Raw genomic sequence first — 16,548 nt, 5'->3', positions numbered from 1 at the left:
CCATGATCCACGTCCTCGATCTGATGGAGCCCGAAGAGACCGTCGGTAACCTCTGGCACGACATGGCGTCGCGCTGGGGGGCCGTTCCGAGGGACGAATCCCGCGCGGTGATGTTCGAGGCCATGCGGCCCTCGGTGCTGACGCTGTTCCGGGCGCTTGGCGGCGCGGCGGGGGTGGAGATCACCCCGGCCCCGCTGACCACATCCGACCATCGCCCCGACCGGCTGCGGCGCATTGGAACCCCGCGCGAAAAGCTGCACGTGGCGGATTTCGACGGCGACCGCCTGCGCCTGCCGCCGGTGATCGACACCTTTCCCACGCGCGATCTGAACCGGGCGTGCTATCTGTGGCTGACAGCGCTGGCCGCCTGTGTCGACCTGCCCGCACCGCTCGCTGATCCGCTCGCCGCCGACCGAGCCGAGATCGACGCGCTGGCGCAGGCGTCTGACCGCGCCTATGTCGCCTGTCCGGGCCTCCGGGTGCCGTATGCGCATTTTTGCACTCACATTACCTTGAACCGCCATCGCACCGGCCTGCCGCGCTGCGAAGCCGGGATCGAGCGGATGCTGCTGGACCAGCTCTGTGGCCACGCGTCCCAGCGTGAATGTCTGGCCTGCCCTGCCCCGCGCGGCTACCGGACCTTTGCGGCCCTGCCGATCTGGCCACGCCTGCGGCCCCGCACCCGCAGCGACAAGCCCGCCGCCGCGAGCGACGAGGCCGCCGCCCCCGCGATGGCCCTGCCCACCCGCAAGGAGGCCCGCCGCGAAGACCGCGATCAGGCCAACCGCAACGACAGCTTTATCGTCCACCGGTTTGAATCGATCATGTCCTGGGCCGAAAGCCTGAACATCAACCGCATGGTCGATGACGACGATCAGGACAACGCCGCCAAGGCCGCCGAGGATCAGGATCACCTGACCCTGTCGCAGAACATCAAACGCGCCGCCACCCGCCTGCGCCTGTCGCTGGACCTGTCGCCGCAGGATGCCGATCACGAACGCCTTGCGGGCAAGTTCACCTATCCCGAATGGAACCGCCGCACCGGCGCCTACATGCCCGATCATACCCGCGTGCTGGAGGCAGAGGCCGTGCCCCGCGCCGACTATGCCCCCGATCCGCGCCTTGTGGCCCGCGTCCGCCGCCAGTTCGCGCCCCTGCATCCCCGCCGCGTGATCCTGCCGCGACAATTGGACGGCGATGATCTGGACCTTGACGCGGTTGTCACCTCGCAGACCGACATGGCCTGTGGGCATGAAGGATCTGATCGCGTCTGGCAATCCGGCCGCCCGATGGCGCGTGACCTGAGCGTTGCGATCCTGATGGATTGCTCACGCTCGACCGAGGCCGCGCTTGGGCAGACCACGGTGATCGACACCGCGCGCGAGGCGCTGGCCGCGCTGGCCTGCGGCATCGATACGGCGGGCGACCGGCTGGGCATCTGGGGGTTCTCGTCTTTGAAACGCGACCGCGTGTTCCTGCACCGGGCCAAGACCTTTGCCGAACCCATGACCCATGCCGTCACCACCCGCATCGGCGGTTTTCGCCCCGGCCACTATACCCGGCTGGGGGCCGCGATCCGGCATGTCTCGGCGCAGCTGGCCGACGAGGGCGCAACCCGCCGCCTTTTGCTGGTGCTGACCGATGGCAAGCCCAATGACCTCGACCACTACGAAGGCCCGCACGGTATCGAGGACAGCCGCATGGCCGTGCGCGAAGCCCGCGCGCTGGGGCAGGCGGTGCATGGCGTGATCGTCGATCAGGACGGGCAGGACTGGTTCGCCCGCATCTTTGGCCGCGCCGGTTTTACCCTGCTGCCCGATCCGCAGCGCCTGCCCCGCGCCCTGCCCGACATCTACCAGACCCTGACCATGGAGAGCTGACATGAAACGCCTTTTCGTCCTTGCCACCCTGATCCCTGCCCCTGCGCTGGCCGCCGGGTTCGACCGGCCTATCCCACAGCCGCAAACCGACGTCGCCGAGTTCTGGTTCTTCGTCGGCTCCGTCGCCCTGATCGCGGCACTGGTCGCCGCGCAGATGCTGGTCAGCCGCCGATGAGACCGTCTTGGAGACTGCTGGCGGGGCTCTATCCCTTTGGCGCAGGCGCGATGGGGGTGAACCTGTTCTTTGCGTCGCTGATCGGGTCGTGGCTGGGCTGGCCCGTGCTGACGCCCTGGCAGTCTGCCGCCGGGGGGCTGGTGATCGGCCTACCCGCGACCTATGCCTTTGCCTGTCACATCACACGGTTGATGAAGGAAGTCGATGAGGCATGACCGGCTGGACGGAATACACCCTTGCGCTGGCACTGTTCGCCGCCAGCCATTTCGTCCCCCGCCTTTGGGGGCTGCGGGACAGGCTGATCGGCGCGGTCGGACGGCGGGTCTATTTCTCGGTCTATGGCGTTATCTCGCTGGCGCTGCTGGTCTGGGTGATCTCGGCCGCCGGGCGCGCGCCCTATGTCGAGCTTTGGCCGCAAATGCCTTGGACGCGCTGGGTGCCGAACGTGGCGATGCCCGTGGCGCTGGTGCTGGTCGCCTGCGGGGTCGGGATGTCGCAGCCCTATACCTTGGGAGGCCGCAAGACATTCGATCCCGCGCGGCCCGGTTTCGCCGCCATATCCCGCCATCCGCTGTTCCTTGCGCTGGCGCTTTGGGCCGGGGCGCATCTGGTGCCGAATGGCGATCTGGCCCACGTCATCCTGTTCGGCAGCTTTGCCGCCATGGCGCTGGCCGCCATCCCGGCGTTCGATGCCAAGGCCCGCCGCGTATCCGACCTGCTCAGCCACACGGCGCTGTTCTCGCTGCGCCCGCTTGCCAACCCGCACTGGCGCCGCGCCAACCTGCGCCGCCTGCTGATCCGCACCGCCATCGGCCTGATCCTGTGGATCGCTACGCTGCATCTGCACGCGCTGGTCGTCGGCGTCTCGCCCTTTCCGGTCTGAAGGTTGATCCTGCGCAAAGTCGCGCCCTGCGAAAAGGCGCATATCGGGCGCATGAAACACATTGACCGCCTCAGATCCCTTGGCCTGTTCGACCAACGGGTGCCCCGCTACACCTCTTATCCCACCGCCCCGGTCTTTTCGCCCGAGGTGGGCGCAGCCGAGCAAACCCGCGCGCTGGCTGCGCTGGACCCGGACCAGCCGGTTTCCGTCTACCTGCACATCCCGTTCTGCGAACGCCTGTGCTGGTTCTGCGCCTGCCGCACGCAGGGGACAAAGACGCTGTCGCCAGTGGAAAGCTACCTCGGCACGCTGGAACAGGAACTGGCCCTGCTGAAGAATATCCTGCCCAAGGGTCTGCGCATGGGGCGGATGCATTGGGGCGGCGGCACGCCGACGATCCTGCCGCCCGAGATGATCCACCGTCTGGCACAGGCCGTCCGTGCGGTGATCCCGCCCACCGAGGACTGCGAATTCTCGGTCGAGATCGACCCGACGATGGTTGACCGCGCCAAGATCGTGGCGCTGGCTGCCGAGGGTATGAACCGCGCCAGCATCGGTATTCAGGACTTTGACCCGCTGGTGCAGGCCTCCATCGGTCGCTTGCAACCCTTTGACATCACGCGGGCCTGTGTCGACGATCTGCGCGCGGCGGGCATCCGGTCGCTGAATGCCGACCTCGTCTATGGCCTGCCGCACCAGACCGCCGAACGGTTGGACGATACCGTGTCCAAGGTGCTGGACCTGAATCCCGACCGTGTCGCGCTGTTCGGTTATGCCCATGTGCCCTGGGTGTCGAAGCGCCAAAAGCTGATCCCCGAGGACGCGCTGCCCGCCGAAGAGGCCCGGCACGCGCTGGCCAACCTTGCCGCCGCCCGGTTCACCGGCGCGGGCATGACAGCCATCGGCATCGACCACTTTGCGAAGCCCGAAGACGGGCTGGCCCGCGCCGCCGCCAGCGGCCATCTGCGGCGCAACTTCCAGGGTTATGTCGATGACACCTGCGCCACCTTGATCGGCCTTGGGGCCTCGTCGATCTCGCGGCTGCCGGATGGCTACGTGCAGAACGCGCCCGCCACCGCCGCCTATATCCAGCGGATCGAGTCCGGCCAGCTGGCGGTGGCCCGGGGCCACATGATGACGGGTGATGACCTGCTGCGCGCCCGCGCCATCGAGATGCTGATGTGCGATTTCCGGCTGGACCGGGTGGCGCTGCGCGACGGCTTTGGCGTGCAGGCTGCAACGCTGGACGCCCAGATCGCGCTGGTGGGAGAGCGGTTCGGCGATCTGGTCAAGGTGACGGATGACGCGCTGACCATCGCGCCCGAGGGCCGCGCGCTGACGCGGATCATCGCCAGCGCCTTTGACGCGCATGTGCCCGAGGGCATCCGATACAGTCAGGCTTCTTAGGCAGGTCTGGGGGGGTCACTCCCCCCGCACCAACCGGAACCCAAGGTGATCCGGCGGCAGGCCAACGGCACAGCCGCCGACACTGGCATCGCGGACGAAATCGATCACCGCGGCACGATGCACGCCCCCGGCAATGCGTACACCGCAATAGGGGGCGGTCTCGGCCACCGTGCCATCTGTCGCAAGTGTCCCGTTCTGCATGCACCCGTCGGTCCACTCCCATACGTTGCCGGACACGTCCGCCAACCCATTGGAATTCAGCCCGAACGCCCCCGCCCGGTAGAGGGCGGGATCGGCCTTGCGGCGCAGGGTGATGCCGTTTTCGTAGCTGGCCAGCATCTGCGCACCGGGATCGGCGGCGGCGTAGTCGGGCCCGCTGTCGCCATGGCGCTCGGCTGCGGCCAGTTGCCATTCCGCCTCGGTCGGCAGGCGCCACGGCTCTCCTGTCTGGTCCGCATACCACGCGGCAAAGGCGCTGGCGTCGTTCCAGTTCACCCCGGTCTGAGGCGCGTCCGACAGCACAATCCGGGCCGGTTCACAGGCTTCGTCGGCCACGCAGGCCGCGTATTGCCCGCCCGTCACCTGATATTTCATGATCTCGAAACCCGGCACGGTCATCGAGACCCGCCGAGGCGTACGCGTCTTGCCGTTCTGCGAAAAATTCCCGAACGGACGAAAGGCAATCTCTCCGCTGGCGATGCGTACCATGTCGGGCGGGGCAAAGGGCGGCGCGTCGGGGCGCGGTTCCAGCATGGCCATCACGCCCGCCACACCAAGCAGCGGCAAGAGCAATAAGAATTTCATCGGTCTCTCCTCGAAAACGCAAGGGGCGCCCGCATCATGCGACCGCCCCTGCCCTTTCCTTTTGTGCCAAACTCAGAAGGCGGCCAGATCCGTCGGCGCAAGGACCTGTTCCATCAGGTCATTGTTCCAATCGCCCTCGACCTTCACATGCGCGGTCGCACCCAGATTCACCGCCTCGATCAGGTTGTGGTTCACATAGGCGTAGACCCCCGGTTGCAGGAAGGTGTACAGCGCCGCCCCCGCCGAGCCGCCGCGGATGAACCATGTCTCCATGTCGCGGTCGGGCACGTTGTTGAACTTGCCGTGTTCCCACACAAGGTCGCCATGCCCGCCGATCAGGTGCGGACGCGTGTCGCGGTTGGCCTGGCTGTGGACGAACAGAACCCGCTCACCGACATTGGCCGTCATGGCGTTGTCGCCGGTCAGCGCACCGACCTTGCCATTGAACACCACGTGCGTCGGGATCAGCCCGTTCATGACGTCAAGCGTGTCGGGATAGCTTTCGCCCGCATCGGCGTAACGCTTGTATTCGCCGTTTTCATCCTTCGGGATGTAGAACTCGTTCTCGCCGATGTAGTAGACGCGATCGTAACCGACCGGGTTGCCCTCGTGATCCTTCAGCCCGTCGCGCGGCAGAACCATGATGGTGCCCGCCATGCCCGAGGCCACGTGCCACGGGATCATGGGGCCGCCCGGCGCGCAGTGATAGACGAAGGTGCCCGGACGGGTCGCCTTGAACCGCAGGATTGTCTTTTCGCCGGGGTTCACATGGGTCAGCGCGCCCCCGCCCAACGCCCCTGTCGCGGCGTGGAAATCGATGTTGTGCTGAAGCATGTTGTCTTCGGGGTTGATCAGGGTCAGCTCGACATAGTCGCCCTCATGCACCACCATCATCGGCCCGGGGATCGACCCGTCAAAGGTCATACCCTGAAGGTAGGCCCCGTCATCGACCTCGATCTCCTTTTCGACGATGGTCATCTCGAATTCGACGATGCGCGGCGCGCCGGGTGCGGCCTGTTCGTGGTCGTGCACGAAGGGCGGCGCGACCAGTTCACGCTTGATGCGGGTGAGGCTCGACAGGTCCGCAGAGGCCGCAAGCGGGGCCGCCACCGTTTCGGCACTGACAGCCTTGGCCAGGATCGGAAGCGACGCAACACCGGCTGCGCCCATCAGTGCGGCTCTTCTCGTAAGCATGTTCTCATTCCTTCTCGGTATGTCTGCGCGTTGAATCAAGGTTACCCAGAGGCCCGGCGCGGAACGTTGCGAAAAGGCAAACTCCGCCCAACTTGGCGCGCGTTTGACCGGTGCGGGCAGGGGTCTGCCGACTCGGGGCCATAAGAAAAAGCAACGCCCCCACGAGTTGCGCGGGGGCGACAGTTGAGAAGGTTAGTTTTTCAGGCGCGGAGGAGATCGACCCCGACCTTGCCGAGCAGGTGCAGCCGATCATCGGGCAGGACGACGGCAGCCGTCGACGCTGCATCCGCCACGGCAGCACTGTCGTGCAGGGCACTGATCGGACCGGCGCGAAGCCCGGTCCCGCCATTCGGAGCGAAGATGTGGCCAACGCCGAGAGACGCCGCGATCATCGTCCCGGCAGCGTCCGAGGTCGCGACAGCCCGGTCCGTCAAGGCCAAGCTGCGCCCCGAAGGCAAGCGCACCGGCCAGCCTTGCCCGTTCAAACGCCCCATTGCCCGGATCTCGCCCGCGTTGACCATCACATCGTGCAAGCCTTGTCGGCGCATGAGCCCCGACAGGCGGTCCGTGGCATATCCCTGCGCAATGCCGTTCAGCGTCAGGGCCATCCCGGACCGCCGGAGGCGCACGGAACTTTCATCCATCGTCACACGGTCAAATCCGACAAGATCTTGTGCCGCAGCGATCTCGTCAGGCCACGCCGTCCGGCCCAAAGCAGCCGCCTTGGCATGGACGGCAAACAGCGGCTGCACGGTCGGGTCGAATGCGCCCTCGGTGGCATGATACATCTCACGTGCCAAAGACAGCAGGGCCAGCATGTCAGGGTCCGGCGCGTGCAACACGCCATCCCTGTTCAGGCGCGACAGGGCGCTGTCAGCGCGATAAAGCGAGAACAGCCCTTCGATACGGGACAGTTCCGCTTCGATCGCGCGAAAGATGGGGGTGGCCTCATCCTCGGACAGACCTGAAAGGACGACCTGCGCCCCGGCCCCAAGCGCGGTTCCGCGCCAGACGGCCACCGGCGTACCAGCTGTCAATCGGGTGGCCGCACAAGTCGCGCCAGCCAGTGTCAGAAAACGTCTGCGGGTCAGCGTCATTGGTCCACTCCCAAGTTCGCCTGATGGCCGGACATCTGCGCCATGTCCGGCCTGACATAGGCTTCGGGCACCGCGTCCCACGCGACGACCCGCCCGCCATGATCCGCCGCAAATGCCGCCGCCGCATCGGTGGAGCCAAAGGGGATGGCCTCGGGCACGCCCATCCCGCCAAGCCGGTCGCTTTCGATCACGAAGGCCGCGTTGCCGGACGCCAGCCAGTTGTCGAGACCGGGCAAAGCCCAGCTTTCTGCACGAGACATGTCGGACACGAATACACCCATGACCTCGGCATCGCGTTCCGGGTCATACATATAGGCCACCGCGTCAGAGACTTGGCTGAACCAAAGCGGGGCAGACTGGCCCTTCAAGTGAACCTGCGCCTTGGGACCGGGATGGTCGGCGACGAACATCTGGCAATAATGGCCAAGCGCCTCATCGGTCATCTCAACCGGGGTAATGGTGGCGATGTCCTCCTTGCAGGCGGCGAGGCCCAGGACAAGGATGGCAAGGACAACAGGTTTCATGGGACGATCCTTTTCGTACGGCGAATGCCAAGTGCCAGCACCGCCGAAAGCCATAGCCCCAGCACAGCAAGCGCCGCTGTCGGCGGGAATGGCAGGGTTGAGGCAAGCCCGTCGATTCCGGCCACCGGCGCGGTTTCGATCAAAGCGAGATTATACAGGCGAAATGCGTCTGCCGGATTGGCAACCACCAGCCAGGGGAAAACCTGTGACGCGAAGATGCCGTCGCTGGCCGCCATCACACTGCCGAGCAGTGCCAAGTCATAGATCACCACCAGAACCAGCCAAAGCCCCACAGCCGAAGCTGCCGCAGTCGCCGTGCGCCCGGCCATGGCAGACAGCATCAGGCCAAAGCCGACAAAGACCGACCCCAGGACAAAGGCCGTGGCCATCAGGCGCAGCCATGCGGCGATGCCGTCGGACCCGGTGCCAAAGGACAGCGCCAGAAACGCGCCCGCAGCGCCGAAAGCCAGAACAATTGCAACGCCGACAGCCAGCGACTGGGCCGCGAACTTTCCGGCAAAGATCTCCCACCGGCGGACGGGGCTGGCCAGTGTCAGGGCCAAGGCGCCGCGCTCGATTTCTCCGGCGAAGGAATCGTAGGACATCAGCAGTGCGATCAACGGGATGAGGTAGACCGACAGCGTTGCAAGGCTCGCCGCCGTCAGGGTCAGGGCATCGGCGTCCAGCGCCGCCCCCTGCCCTGCGCCGAAAATACCCAGCACCACGGCAAACAGGCCCAGGATGCCGGTCGCCAATCCGACCCACAGGTTGCGCCGGGCCAGCCTGAATTCCTGCGCAAAGATCGTGCCGATACGCGTGGTCATGCCTGATCCCCCTCGTGCTCCGAAAAATGGCGGTAGATGTCGTTCAGCCCGGGGGCAAAGACGTCGATTTCGTGCAGGGCATCCCGGTGGTGACCGAGTTGAAGCAACACCCCGAGTTTGGCGTCGGGCGCGCAGTCGATATCGAGCCGGCATCCGTTCACCCGGCGGCCGCCCAGATCGGCCTGAAGTCGGTCTGCATGCCCCTGCTTTGCGGTCACGCGAATGGTCGTCCGCAGCGCGGCGGCAGCAGCAAGCTCTGCCAATGTCCCGGAGGCACGCAGGCGCCCCCGCGACAGGATCGCAACGCGGTCAGTCTGCCCCTGCACCTCTTCCAAGCCGTGCGAAGACAGCAAGACGGCGCAGCCGCGCGCCGCGGCCTCGGCGATGACCGTATAGAAATCGTGGCGCGATACAGGGTCAAGCCCGCTTGTCGGCTCGTCCAGCAACAGCAAGCGGGGCGCGCCGATCAGGGCCTGTGCAAGGCCAAGCCGCTGCCGCATGCCTTTGGAATAGGTGCGCACCCGGCGGTCGGCGGCGTCTGCCAGCCCGACCCGGTCCAGCAGCCCGTTGATCCCGGCCCGGGACGCCCCGCGCAGACCCGAGAAATAGGCCAACACTTCGCGCCCGGTCAGGCTTTGCGGAAAGGACACGACTTCGGGCAGATAGGACATGGCAATCCGCGCCGCGTCCGAGCCGGGCGCGTGCCCGGCCACGGTGATCGCCCCTTCACCCGGCGCCAGAAACCCGAGGATCGCCTTGAACAGCGTGGATTTCCCCGCGCCGTTATGGCCCAAGAGGGCCAGCCGTTCGCCGGGCGACATGGCCAGTGTCACGCCGTCCAGCGCCTTGAGCGCACCGAAAGACAGGCTGACATTGCGGATGTCGAGAATGGGTTGTGTCATGAGGGATCTCCCTGCGGCAGGCCTGCACCCTCGGGCGAGACCAGAGGATGGCTGTCGATCACGCCCCCGGGCAGCAGGCCCGGAAACCGCGATTGCGACCAGCGGATGAGCTGTACGGCAGGCGTTCCCATCAACAGGCGCGCCGCCGGTTGTGACCAGACCAGCCGATCGATGCTGTCATTGGGGCGATACGGGCTGTCGACCAATCCGTCGCCATTGACGTCAAAGCCCGCCTGATCGGACCAGTAGTTGCCGCGCGCGCCGTCCGACCATTCCAGCCAGCGGGTTCCGACATATTTCACCTGCGTCCGGTTGCCGACAAAGGCATTGCCCGTCAGCACGTTGCCTTGGCTTCCGGCGGTGAAATGCACGCCGATCCCGCAGCCCGCAAACCGGTTGGCTTCAAAGAGGTTGTGATTGGAATTGTAGACGAACAGGCACTTCTCGCCACCAGTGCGGACCTCGTTCTGGCGCAGCTTGGCCTTGTTGGCGAAGTTCATGAAAAAGCCGTGGTTGGCGTCGCCTTCGGACAGATTGCGTTCTACGGTCAGCCGGGTCGAATACATGAAGGCAAAACCCATGTCGTTGCCCTGGCTGATGTTGTCCGTCACCTCGATCCGGTTGGCGTACATCGAATGAAAGGCAAATCGCAGGTCGCTGAAGCGGTTGCCCCGGTACACGGCCTCGTTCGATGTGGTGATGAAAACGCCGTCGCGGCCCTTGGTGATCGTGTTGTTCTCGACCAGAAGGCGCGGTGCGTTCCAGACGTAGATGCCCGGACCCCGTTCAGGCACCCGAAGGTCGTTGCGGCCCTCGATCCGGTTGCCCCGGATCGTGACATCCGTTGCGCCATGCACGTCGATGCCGATCAGGTTGCCGATCAGGGTCACGCCCTCGACCCGCGCGCCCTGCGCCCCCTTCAGCAGGCGAATGCCGCTGTCGAACGCGCTGAGCCGCGCACCCGCGCCGGTGATCGTGACGCCGGAAATCGTGACGTCCGGGGCCGTCACCGTGATGACCGATCCCTCGCCCGGACCAGCGATCCGGGCGAGAGGCCCCGTGAGTGTGAGTGGCTTGTCGATCTGCACCGGCCCGGCATAGGTGCCTTCCCCAAGCACCAGGTCATCGCCGGGCCGGGCGGTCGCGATGGCCCGTGCCAGCGCCCCCTGCCCCGGCCGCACCTCTACCCTTTCCGCCAGACAGGCGAGCGGGGTGAGGATCAACACAAGGACCGGGATCAGGAAACGCATGACGGGCCCTCCTCTTACGCGACCGGTTTGACCAGCATCCGGCCGCGCATCTCCATGTGGAGCGCGTGGCAGAACCACTGGCAGTAGAACCAATGCACACCGGGCCGATCGGCGGTGAAGGTGACAGACGCCGTAGCTTGCGGCCCGACCTCGAAGGCTATGCCATGATTGCCCAGCGTGAAGCCGTGCGTCAGGTCGTCGACCTCATCCATGTTCGAGACATAGATCGTAACCTCGTCGCCCTGGTTGACCTCGAACTTGTCAAGGCTGAAGGCGGGCGCGACCGAGTGCATGTAGACGCGCACCTTGTTGCCGTCGCGGATCACGTCGGCGCCCCAATCCAGATCGACACCGTCCTTTTCGGCCTGAACCCGTGCCTCTTCCCACAGCGGATCGGCCCGGTCATAGACCGACGCCGGGTTGACCTTGTCGGCGCGCACCAGAATGCAGTCATGCGGCTCGGCAAAGGTCGGGCCGTCGTGCACCAGCTCCATCCCGCCGCCGGAAATGTCGATCAGCTGATCGTTCTCGGGCTTCAGCGGGCCGACATTCAGGAAGCGGTCCTTGGAGAACTTGTTGAGCGAGATCAGGAATTGGCCGTCCGCCTCCAGCGTCTCGCCCATCGTGGTGTGGTTGTGGCCGGGCTGGTAATGTACGTCGATCTTTTTCAGGATCGGGTCCACATCCGCGCCGTCATAGGCGCGCACCGCGTCCTCGATGTTCCACATCACCATCTGGCTGTCGAGGAACAGTGTGGTGTAGGCGTTGCCCTTGCCGTCGAAGGCGGTGTGAAGCGGGCCAAGACCCAGTTGCGGCTCGGCCACCACAGCCGAACGCGGCTCTGCCCCGTCGAACACCGCCTGAAGCCTGGTCACGTCGATCACGGTGACGGTGGGGGACAGCTTGCCGTTGATGCACAGGTGCACCTTGTCGGGGGCCATGTTGCAACCGTGCGGGCTGTTGGAGACCGGAATATAGGCGGTGTATTTCGACCCGTGCCGCCCATCCAGAACCTTGACGCCGTTGTATTCCTTGAAATCCCCGGCTTGGATGCCCGCCTCGATCGCGGCGATGTTGAAGGCGACGACCCAGTCCTGTTCGTTCTCGGTCATCTCGGCCAGCGTCACGCCTTCTTCGGAGTTATACGAGGTCGAGAAGGCCCATTTGCCCTCGTAATCCGCATCGCAGTTGTCGAGGTTGCCGTCGACGATCACCTGCCAGGCGATCTCCATCGTGTCGCCGTCGATGGCGGTGAAGATCGAATGGTACTGTGTCGGATCGTCAAGGATCACCCCGTCATTCGGCAGCGGGATGCGGTGTTCGCCATTGGCAAAGACATAGCCGGTGCGCGGGTATTTCTGCGGGCGCAGACCGTGGATGTCCGAGGTGTTCGGAATCTCGATGATCTTGTCGGTCTTCATGATGTCGCAACGGATGCGTGCGACGCGGGTGTTCGCCTTGTCATTGGCGAACAGGTAGCGCCCGTCATAGGTGCCCTCGGTAAAGGACATGTGCGGGTGGTGCAGGTCGCCGTTGTCATAGGTGACGCGGCCCCGCTTGGCGAGGAACTCCTTGGTTTCCGGCAGCAGGCCGTCGGTCAGGATCTTGAGGCTTTCGTTGGTCGAGCCCCAGCCGGTGGCCGAACAGCGGTTGAACACCGGGATGCGCATCAGCTCGCGCATGGACGGCACGCCGATGATGCGCACCTCGCCGGACTGACCCGAGGACCAGAAGCCATAATAGCTGTCCAACTGGCCGGGGGCGATTTCGGGCGCGCCGGTCGCCGCATGCGCACTGCGCGCCGAGGCCAGCAGGCCAAGCCCGCCCGTGCCCGCAACGGTGGCCAGCGCCGCCACCCCTGCCGTGCCCTTGAACAAGCCCCTGCGGGATACGCCTTTGGTTTCGTCTGTCATGATCTTCTCTCCTTCATTTCGCGTGTGAAAGCTGGTTGGGATGGCCGAGGTTCGGCCGTTCGGCATGGGCGGTCAGGGCCGCTGTCGATGCCGCATCCTTGGCGCGGCGCTTGTCTGTCTTGATGACGACCGGGCAGCGCGCGTGATCCTGGTAAAGCACCTGGCAATTCAGGCAGGAAATGCACTCGTTCGGGTTGATCTCGCCGGTCGGGTGGATCGCATCGACCGGGCAATCGGTGGCGCAAAGCTGGCAGGGGGTGCCGCACTCCTTGTAGCGCTTGAGCCAGCGGAACATGTGCATCCGCGCCGGGATCGCCAGCCCGCCGCCCAAGGGGCAGACATAGCGGCAGTAGAAGCGTTCGATGAACAGACCCGGCAGCAGAAAGGCCAGCGCGATCAGCACATAGGGCAGCGGGCGCGCGAATTTCAGGATGATCGCGGTCTTGAAGGGCTCGACCTCGGCAAAGCGTTCGGCCAGTTCCAGCGAGTACAGCGACATCCCGAACAGCCCGAGAAAGAGGATGTATTTCACCGCCCAGAGCCGTTCGTGCAGACCCCAGGGCAGTGTCACCTGCGGCACCCGGAATCGCCGTGCGACCTTGTTCGACAGTTCCTGCAGGGCACCGAACGGGCACAGCCAGCCGCAATAGGCCCCGCGCGCCCAGAACAGCAGCGCCGCCGCGACCGCGAACCACAGGATGAAGATCAGCGGATCCATCAGGAAGGTGTTCCACTGGAAATCGCTGAACAGCGCGTTCACCACCGCGAGGATGTTGACGACCGACAGCTGCGCGTTGGCGATCCAGCCGACGAAGACCAGCGTGAACACGAGGTAGGCGTTGCGCAGGATGGCAAAGTGACGGGCGTTCCGCGTGGCAAAGCCCTGAAAGAAGAAGATCCCCGACAGCAACGCCAGCGCGACGGCCAGTACGATGACCTGAAGGCGCTTCGTCTGCCAGATGCGTTGCCACAGGGCATCGCGGGCATCGGCGTCGGGCACGTCGGGTTGCGTCTCGGCGACCCGCGCCGGGGCAGTCGTGCGCGTGTAGGCTTCGGGCAGTTCGTATCCCAGATCATAGGTCAGAAAGACCTTCTCGATCGGGCCAACCGCCCGGCTGACGAGGAACTGCAGCCGGAACGGCGCGGCTGGGTCGAAGCCGGCCTCGGCGGGGATCACAAAGATGTCCATCTCGGTGAACGCTGGGGAGCCTTCGGCGGCCACCTGCACGATGCGGCTGTGGTTGCGGTCGTGGAACCGCACGGACATGTCGCCCTGGATCAGCTGGAACCGGTCGAAGATTCCGCCGCGCACATAGCCCGACCCCTTGAACGACCAGCGCCCGGCCCCGAACACGGCGATGGCTTCGTCGCCCGGTTCCAGCCGCGTCGAAAGGTTTTCCCACCCGGCATCGCCCAGCAGCGACCGCCCGATCGCAGGTTGGTTGACCACCGCAGTCCAGATATCGACATAGGGATCTGTCTCCGGCCCCGGCTCGGCATTCTTCGCAGTGCGCGGATCGCCAAGCGCCGCGAAATCCGAGTTGATCAAAGCCACGTCCAGCGTCAGCCGCCGCAAGGCGCCATTGCCCGCCAGCGTTTGCCAATCGGTGACTTGACCGGCGTCGCGATCAATCTCACGCACAGGCCCACGCGCCTCGGGCGCGGCAAAGCCATCCAGACCAAGGGCCCGCGCCGCCTTGATCCCGGCACGCAGGATCGAGTCGTCTATCACCATGATGGTGACCGTGGCCCCCGAGACGATTTCCAGTTCATCGGCGTCACGCGGACCGGAAACGCCGCGCAGGTCGAACCCCGTGTAGTGTTCGATCACGGCGCGAATGTCAGCCTCGGGAATGCCGACCAAAACGATCGGCTCCGAGTGTTTCAGCAATTGCGCGCCGGTCAGGACGGCATCCGAAGCAATGCCGACGGCGACATGGATCGGTTTGCCGGAATACCCCGTGGTTGGGACGAAATCCGACGTCAGGAATATCCAACCAACCGTTTCAGTGCCTTTCAACGCGGGCACAAGACCATCATCACGTACCGGCCCGAGACTGGTTGCGCCGGGCACAACCGAGCCGATCTCCAGTTTTCCCAGAAATTTGCCGATCAGCGGATCGGCTTTGGCCGAAAACGCGCTGCCCCACAGCAGGACCAACGCAAGCAGCATCCGAATCATCACGTGTTGCATAGGGTCTCGCTTCGCCTCGCATCAGGGTCGTCCTGTCAGGCAAGGGGTAGCGGCGATCGGCCGGTCGAAGTTTGCGTTTCCGCAATATCGCAGACGATTTGCGCTGGCCGAAAATGAAAAACGGGGCCCTGATCGGCCCCGATGATCGTTGTCCTTACTCTGTCCGTGACTCAGGCGTCTGAGGTTTCATCCCCATGCTGGCCTTCGCGGACGCCACGCCGGAAGGCTGTCAGACCTTGTCCTACCTCGCCCATGATCGACGAGATCTTTCCCCGTCCGAAGAGCACGACAACAACCAGAAGGATAAGGGCCAGCCCCGGCAAACCGATCGTATTCAACATAATGAGTTCCTTTTGAGCAGCTCGATCGCGTAAGGCGCCGAACATTGAACCATGCCCCGTAGCCGGAGCCAGTCCGATGGATACAAAGGGAATCCCCTACCGTCGTTGCGATGCAACAACCTTTTGGGTATCACTTCGCCCAGTGTGAACTCGCGCTGAAGCGCAAAGACTTGTCAACGCCGGAGTAAAATCCGGCCACGTGGCGGCGCAAAACCAGGCCAGTTACGGGGGCGCTCGCGGCATGTGGAGACCATGATTTTGGGGGCAGCGGAGGTCGGGCGTAGCCCGGCCGTAGCTGCCCCCAAAATCTCGCCCGAAGTAGCACGGTGCGGACTGTAAGTGATCGTTGGGTTGGGGTGGCAGGCCGTCAGGGTGTTTTCGGTTCGGCCGTGCGGGCCCGACTTTGTGCGAGCCTGTAGCTCTCGCCATTCATCTCGAGAATGTTGACGTGGTGGGTCAGTCGGTCAAGCAGTGCGCCAGTCAGGCGTTCCGTGCCAAAGGTTGAAGTCCACTCGTCGAACGGCAGATTGCTCGTAATCATCGTGGACCCGCGCTCGTAGCGTTGTGATATCAGTTCGAACAGGAGTTCGGCGCCGGTTTTGGAGAGCGGCACGAAGCCCAATTCATCGATGATGAGGAGCTTGACGGCGGCCAGCTGCTTTTGCAGACGAAGCAGGCGTCGTTCGTCGCGGGCCTCCATCATCTCGTTGACCAGCGCGGCGGCCGTGGTGAAGGCAACCGACATGCCCTTCTGGCATGCGGCGAGGCCGAGCCCCAATGAGACATGGGTCTTGCCAGTGCCACTGGGGCCGAGAGCGATGACGTTCTCGTGCCGTTCGATCCACTCGCAACGCGCCAGTTCCAACACCTGCATCTTGTTCAGCTTGGGGATCGCCTTGAAGTCGAAGCTGTCCAAGCTCTTGGTGGCCGGGAATCTGGCGGCTTTGATCCGCCGTTCGATCATCCGCCGCTCACGGTCGATCAGTTCCATCTCGACCAGCCGCGTCAGGAACTGCACATGATCCAGCCCCTCGGCAGCACATTGACGCGCAACCTTCTCGTATTCCCGCAAGAATGTCGGTATGAACCGCGCCGGGTTTGCCGGAGGCTCCAACTCCTGAGTAAGGTGGAGCATCATGAGCAAGACAACCAACAAGTTT

The 16,548-nt window shown here is 64.7% G+C and carries 16 protein-coding genes; 5 read left to right on the top strand and 11 right to left on the bottom strand.

Annotation, left to right across the window (positions count from 1 at the left end; all coding sequences use genetic code 11):
• The first annotated feature begins 2 nt into the window (after positions 1-2).
• The 5 genes from ACN2XU_RS22315 to hemN are packed head-to-tail and all read left to right on the top strand — an operon-like array spanning position 3 to position 4,345.
• Complete coding sequence (locus tag ACN2XU_RS22315) at positions 3-1,880, top strand: nitric oxide reductase activation protein NorD (protein ID WP_419412565.1); 1,878 nt, start codon at positions 3-5, stop codon at positions 1,878-1,880.
• A gap of 1 nt (position 1,881) precedes the next feature.
• Entirely contained in the window at positions 1,882-2,055 is a 174-nt protein-coding gene (locus ACN2XU_RS22310) for a hypothetical protein (RefSeq protein WP_419412564.1), read from the top strand.
• Positions 2,052-2,270 carry an NnrT protein gene (locus ACN2XU_RS22305; RefSeq protein WP_419412563.1) on the top strand — a complete coding sequence of 73 codons (219 nt, stop codon included), beginning with the start codon at positions 2,052-2,054 and terminating at the stop codon, positions 2,268-2,270. The genes ACN2XU_RS22310 and ACN2XU_RS22305 overlap by 4 nt, the downstream gene beginning before the upstream one ends.
• Positions 2,267-2,938 (top strand): NnrU family protein, encoded by a 672-nt coding sequence (locus ACN2XU_RS22300; protein WP_419412562.1) that lies wholly within the window; start codon positions 2,267-2,269, stop codon positions 2,936-2,938. The genes ACN2XU_RS22305 and ACN2XU_RS22300 overlap by 4 nt, the downstream gene beginning before the upstream one ends.
• A 51-nt stretch (positions 2,939-2,989) precedes the next feature.
• On the top strand, positions 2,990-4,345 hold the full coding sequence (hemN, locus tag ACN2XU_RS22295; protein ID WP_419412561.1) for an oxygen-independent coproporphyrinogen III oxidase: 1,356 nt from the start codon (positions 2,990-2,992) through the stop codon (positions 4,343-4,345).
• 15 nt (positions 4,346-4,360) lie between these two features.
• On the opposite strand, the gene ACN2XU_RS22290 is transcribed toward hemN, so the two are convergent.
• The 11 genes from ACN2XU_RS22290 to istB all read right to left on the bottom strand — a co-directional run bounded on the left by ACN2XU_RS22290 (position 4,361) and on the right by istB (position 16,523).
• Positions 4,361-5,149, bottom strand: a complete 789-nt coding sequence (locus tag ACN2XU_RS22290) for a formylglycine-generating enzyme family protein (protein ID WP_419412560.1) — start codon at positions 5,147-5,149, stop codon at positions 4,361-4,363.
• A gap of 72 nt (positions 5,150-5,221) precedes the next feature.
• Entirely contained in the window at positions 5,222-6,343 is a 1,122-nt protein-coding gene (gene nirK / locus ACN2XU_RS22285) for a copper-containing nitrite reductase (RefSeq protein ID WP_419412559.1), read from the bottom strand.
• A gap of 200 nt (positions 6,344-6,543) precedes the next feature.
• A complete protein-coding gene (locus ACN2XU_RS22280) occupies positions 6,544-7,440 on the bottom strand; it encodes an FAD:protein FMN transferase (RefSeq protein WP_419412558.1) in 897 nt (298 codons plus the stop codon).
• Positions 7,437-7,964: a nitrous oxide reductase accessory protein NosL gene (locus tag ACN2XU_RS22275; protein WP_419412557.1), complete on the bottom strand. Its 528-nt coding sequence runs from the start codon at positions 7,962-7,964 to the stop codon at positions 7,437-7,439. Before ACN2XU_RS22275 ends, ACN2XU_RS22280 begins: the two co-directional genes overlap by 4 nt.
• Positions 7,961-8,788 (bottom strand): ABC transporter permease, encoded by an 828-nt coding sequence (locus tag ACN2XU_RS22270; protein ID WP_419412556.1) that lies wholly within the window; start codon positions 8,786-8,788, stop codon positions 7,961-7,963. The genes ACN2XU_RS22275 and ACN2XU_RS22270 overlap by 4 nt, the downstream gene beginning before the upstream one ends.
• The gene (locus tag ACN2XU_RS22265) at positions 8,785-9,690 is read right to left on the bottom strand and encodes an ABC transporter ATP-binding protein (RefSeq protein WP_419412555.1); all 906 of its coding nucleotides are present in this window, start codon (positions 9,688-9,690) and stop codon (positions 8,785-8,787) included. The genes ACN2XU_RS22270 and ACN2XU_RS22265 overlap by 4 nt, the downstream gene beginning before the upstream one ends.
• Positions 9,687-10,940, bottom strand: a complete 1,254-nt coding sequence (locus ACN2XU_RS22260) for a nitrous oxide reductase family maturation protein NosD (protein WP_419412554.1) — start codon at positions 10,938-10,940, stop codon at positions 9,687-9,689. The genes ACN2XU_RS22265 and ACN2XU_RS22260 overlap by 4 nt, the downstream gene beginning before the upstream one ends.
• A gap of 14 nt (positions 10,941-10,954) precedes the next feature.
• Positions 10,955-12,853 (bottom strand): TAT-dependent nitrous-oxide reductase, encoded by a 1,899-nt coding sequence (gene nosZ / locus ACN2XU_RS22255; RefSeq protein ID WP_419412553.1) that lies wholly within the window; start codon positions 12,851-12,853, stop codon positions 10,955-10,957.
• A gap of 13 nt (positions 12,854-12,866) precedes the next feature.
• Entirely contained in the window at positions 12,867-15,047 is a 2,181-nt protein-coding gene (locus tag ACN2XU_RS22250) for a 4Fe-4S binding protein (RefSeq protein WP_419412552.1), read from the bottom strand.
• Between the two features lie 170 nt (positions 15,048-15,217).
• Positions 15,218-15,388 (bottom strand): twin-arginine translocase TatA/TatE family subunit, encoded by a 171-nt coding sequence (locus ACN2XU_RS22245; RefSeq protein WP_419412551.1) that lies wholly within the window; start codon positions 15,386-15,388, stop codon positions 15,218-15,220.
• Between the two features lie 367 nt (positions 15,389-15,755).
• Complete coding sequence (istB, locus tag ACN2XU_RS22240; RefSeq protein ID WP_419412591.1) at positions 15,756-16,523, bottom strand: IS21-like element helper ATPase IstB; 768 nt, start codon at positions 16,521-16,523, stop codon at positions 15,756-15,758.
• Between the last annotated feature and the right edge of the window lie 25 nt (positions 16,524-16,548).

It is taken from the genome of Pacificoceanicola niger, assembly GCF_048553275.1.
GTDB lineage: Bacteria > Pseudomonadota > Alphaproteobacteria > Rhodobacterales > Rhodobacteraceae > Pacificoceanicola.
The sequence above is the reverse complement of the archived record's forward strand: the minus strand, read 5'-3'. Positions and strand labels throughout refer to the sequence as shown.